The organism is Flavobacterium sp. (genome assembly GCF_046155325.1).
GTDB lineage: Bacteria > Bacteroidota > Bacteroidia > Flavobacteriales > Flavobacteriaceae > Flavobacterium.
In genome coordinates, this window is the sequence record NZ_JBJXDQ010000158.1 from 1 (window position 1) to 4,723 (window position 4,723).

At 34.7% G+C, this 4,723-nt stretch carries 3 protein-coding genes; 1 reads left to right on the forward strand and 2 read right to left on the reverse strand.

Going from position 1 to position 4,723, the window contains the following annotated elements; all coding sequences use genetic code 11:
• On the forward strand, window positions 1–589 hold a 589-nt coding region (locus tag ACKVOD_RS10950; RefSeq protein WP_409209509.1), incomplete at its 5' end, for a hypothetical protein.
• A 218-nt stretch (window positions 590–807) separates the two neighbouring features.
• On the opposite strand, the gene ACKVOD_RS10955 is transcribed toward ACKVOD_RS10950, so the two are convergent.
• Together ACKVOD_RS10955 and ACKVOD_RS10960 are read right to left on the reverse strand one after the other, a co-directional pair.
• Window positions 808–1,815: a metallophosphoesterase family protein gene (locus tag ACKVOD_RS10955; RefSeq protein WP_409209510.1), complete on the reverse strand. Its 1,008-nt coding sequence runs from the start codon at window positions 1,813–1,815 to the stop codon at window positions 808–810.
• Between the two features lie 232 nt (window positions 1,816–2,047).
• The gene (locus ACKVOD_RS10960) at window positions 2,048–4,177 is read right to left on the reverse strand and encodes a glycoside hydrolase family 36 protein (RefSeq protein WP_409209511.1); all 2,130 of its coding nucleotides are present in this window, start codon (window positions 4,175–4,177) and stop codon (window positions 2,048–2,050) included.
• Window positions 4,178–4,723 lie beyond the last annotated feature (546 nt).

The following is a 4,723-nucleotide window of genomic DNA, read 5'->3' on the forward strand; positions in this document are numbered from 1 at the left end:
TTTTTGTCAAAGTGAAAGACAAATTTTTGAATACCCAAATTTAAAGAGTTTAATATCTACCGCTAAGAAAGTTGCTATTTTACCATTTAATGTTTCAATATCTTATGAAAAAATGCCAAAGGGGATGTCTTTAGACCAAATAAAAGATAATGAAAAAGCAGAAAGTATTCAAATGCAACAAGCGATGTATACATATTTAGTATTAAAATCCGATAACTATTCCGTTTCTTTTCAGGAAGTTGATAGAACAAACTATTTATTAAAAAAAAGTGGCGTATTTGAAAATATCAATGATGTTTTATCAGATTCATTATGTAGAATATTAGGGGTTGATGCAATAATAAAACCTAGCTGGGCTTATGCAAATACAGGGAGTGAAGCGGGTACCATTGCAAGTATAGTTTTGATAGGATTTCCTACAAAGGTTAGAGGTAGTGGTCGATTTGTGATGCAAATTAATAGCGCAAAAGATGGTGAACCGGCTTGGAGAATGTCTAAAGAAATGAGAGAGTATGGTTTTTCAAGCGCCAATGCACTTATGGAAAGAATGATGCGAAACGTTGGAAGAGTTTTCCCATTTCAAAAATGATGAAATAATAATTATTTTAAGTTTGGTATAATACAACTGAGACCTCTAGTAATAGGGGTCTCAGTTTTTATGTATTATTCATCAAAAGGAGGCACAGAAAGGAGGCACAAAACAACAAAGGACCCACGATTTAACGTAAGTCCTTGATTTTCATGTAGCCACTGAAAGTCTACATTCTAATCAAATATGGAGGGATATTAAAAGGGTTTATGGGATCTTTAGAGGGTTGGTGACGCTGGCAAAGTAGGGATAAAATCAATTTGCAAAAAACCACCTTCTGCATTTGCTTCAGCAACAATTTGAGGGATACCATTTACAATATCTATAGATTGATTATGAATATGACCGGCCAATATCCCCATCAAGTTTTTAGAATTAAAAACCATTTTGTGAAACTCCATTGTTGTTAAAGTATGACCATTTTCCCGCCATGGCTGTCTTCGCTCAAGTTGGTAACTTTTATCGTTTTTTGCATTCCAATCAGGATGCCCACATCCAAAACCCAAACTTCTTCCAGGAACATATAGCGGTATATGTAACATCAGAACAGATGGCTTTTTAGAATTCATGCAATTTCTAAAGAAATCAAGTTGTTCATCAGTTATTTCATAGGTAGAATTATCAATAACAATAATTTGAACCCCATAAAGATCTAATTTTTGCATTAGGGGATTTCTGTCTTGATATAAAGACAATAGTCGCTTATTAATCCAAGTGTCTCTCAATAACGCAGAAGACCCCTCCATGCCTTCGTAATGCCAATCATGATTACCTGCAGTATACACATAAGGGATAGCAGAATGCCTTAACTTTTCGAGCACCCAACCAATGGCTGCTTCTGAAGGAAAACTAAATATATCTCCTATTAAAGCTACCAAAGTGCTTTTATTCTCACCTGCAATCTTGAGTGTTTCTTCAAAAGCAATATTGGGATTAAGAGCCCTTCCTGTTTTAAAATGCTTTGTATTGTTGTATGCTTTTGACATACGCTTACTATATTCGTCATATAACCCACCCCTTGTATCATCTAAATAAAGATGTGTATCTGCAATAAAAGTTACAGAAAATGGTTTTTGAATTTTGGAGTGAGAAAACCTGATTTTGTTATCATCAATGGAAAAAAAGCTTAGTGCTGGAGCACTTGGTGTAGATACCTTTGAAAAATCAGCAAATGAAAAAGTTGCTCCAGATAATGCAATCGACTTAAGAACTTCCCTTCTTTTCATATATTAAGCTTATTTAAGTATTAGAAGTACTACTAAAACTAACCAAATACAGCAAGTATTCAAAGAAATTATTAGCCTTGATAAATTAGCCGATTTTAATCGAATTCAGGGGGTGTTTTCCTCACACAGCGTGTTATAGAAAATTTACTATGGAAAACCAAGAAACTCTCTACCTAATGGTAGGTGATTTGTAAGATTGTCAATTATACTATTCAACTAGGTTTATATTAAATTAATAGGTCTGCCTTTGGATATTCTTTAGTAAACTAATTTCAAATAGTTTACCGTCATACTCTTTTTCCAATTCAATCTCAATACCCTTAAACCTTAAATCTTTACCATTTAGGGTTGCAATTATTTTGCCATTCACTTGCCTTACTTGATATATTTTTTCAGGATCTAAGTAGTTTATAAAAAAGGTACGTTTTGTATCTAATGCACCCTGTCTGAAAACACCTACTATCCCGCCGGATCTAGTATCTGTATTGATACGTTGAAATCCATCCCACATTCCTTCCATGGGTTCTCCAAAACCTGGTAAATCCTGCCGGTACATCATTATTTGATGTTTATTTTCCATCAACTGTAACCAATTTGCATAGTTTTTATATTTTAAAAAATCTGCCGGTGAAAGTTTTCGGGGATCTCCCAACATGATTGGCAGAGCACCTGCCAACGATTTAATATGCAAATCCCAGGCTGTATCCTGCATTTCAGGATTCCCAATTACCAAAGCTGTAGATGGAATTGCCGGTGAACGCCACCATGCTATATTACGTATGCGAAGGTCAATTTTTGCCTCCGGTCCTTTGAAGTTCGATAACCAGTTTCCTTCTGCATGTTGCAACATCGCATAATCAATCATTTGCAATCCTCCCATCGTTTCAAAAGTACAATCAATAAATAAACTTGGTTTGGAGTCATGTAATTCATCAAACAATTTCCATACCCTTTCATAGTTTACGTAGAATGATTCACGCTGGTCTTTATGCATCGGATGATTAGCGGCATAACAACCTGACATGTTTTTATTAAACCGATAAGGACTTGTAACAACGGTAAAATCTAATTTCAAATAATCAAGCCCGTATTCTAATGTAAGTTTTTTAAGTACCCCTTTTATATAATCATACCAACCTGTACTAAAGCAGGCCGTTACAATAGATGAATCTTCTATATGCAGATTAAAAGGTATTTGTTGCGGATCTAAAACAAACCATTCAGGATGGGCTTTGAATATTTTGCTTTTAGGAGATGCGCTGCCAACACTAACCCATAAGCCGGGCTTCATCCCCAGAGATTTGATATAATCAAAAACAGGTTTTAACCCATTAGGAAATTTTTTTTTATCAATATTCCAGTCGCCATAATTATCGGCCCAGCCATCATCAATTACAAATTCTTTCATACCAGCATCTGCAGCAGATTTAGCCAGTTGCATTATTAATTTTTCATCGATATTTTTTCTGAATGGCACCCAGGTATTGTAAACAAATGTTGGCTTCTCTACTAATTCAGATAAACGAATGCCCATATACTTTCTCACAAAATCAGGTACTGCCGTATTTAACATTTCATCTGGATCTTTATGATTGTTATACACCATCGTAAAAACCTGTGGTGTTGTAAATGTTTCTCCGGGGAAAATATATTTTCTAAACGGATACATTGCATCTTTATGGGTTAATCCCGCACAGATAGATTCTTCCTGCCAAAAAACCGACGAATGTTTTAATACGCCTGCTGCTTCATTTCCAATTACTATTCCTTGTTGCCAATCACTATTATGCACAGTGATTAGCGCATCCTGCATATTACCATCATAAGGTCCAATAGAACGTCGCCTGCCATAGTCATGACATATCCAGGAGAAAGTAGCACCTTTTACATTGAATTTTTCAATATCAATAGATTCCAACTTAAACGGGCTGCTTGTTAAATTTTTAATTTTTAGTTTTTTTCTGATCGCAGAAGACCCCGGATATAATAAAAATTGCAGGGTTAGTTCAACTGACTTATCAGCACTTATTAGTACCACTGATGCACCATTTCCATTTTTTCTATCAGTCAGTGTTTTAATTTCTTTTAATTCCCATGTAGATTTTCCGGAATATATTTGATCATTAATTTCAAATTGAAAATCAGTATTAAAATTTCGGAAATAAGCGAACTCCCCATTAACAGGTTTATAAATAGAAGTGAAAAATTGACCTGGTTCTTTAGGTAAATTAATTATTCGCTGAACAATCCCGTTATTAAGTTTTAATTCTACATCTGTCCATCTAGCATAAGGCTGTGCAATCACAGTTGTTTTTAATGTGACTATAAAAATAAATGCTATAGATAGGATTTTTTTATTCATACATATTTGTCCGTCGTCAAACCAATGTAGACTTTTGGTTGTGGAGGGTTTCGTTGTTTGTAATAGTATTCTTTCTTTTTTAAAAGTAATTAAATTAATACAATGTTCACTAATACCTAAACGTGAACGTTATGGTTGATCATTCTTTGTTTCGGTAAGAAATGACAAAACCTCACGCAAAACCTCACGCAAACCTCACGCAAACCTCACGCAGAAACAACAAAGGACCCACGATTTAACGTAAGTCCTTGATTTTCATGTAGCCAATATTGTACTACATTCTAACCAAATGTGGCGTGACTTAAGAGAATTCTATAGTTTGGTTGGAGTTTTTGAAAAGTTCCTTAAAATCAAAAAAGTCGGCCCTTAAAGCCGACTTTCTGAATTAGTATATTATTCCAGGGAATAATGTTATTCTCAAGAATAACACTGTAGCGAGACCGGGATTTGAACCCGGGACCTCAGGGTTATGAAGATTTTTTGAGAAAATGAAGGTGTTGATTTGTAATGCGTTATGTTTTGGGAAAACGGAAATCAACCGATTTC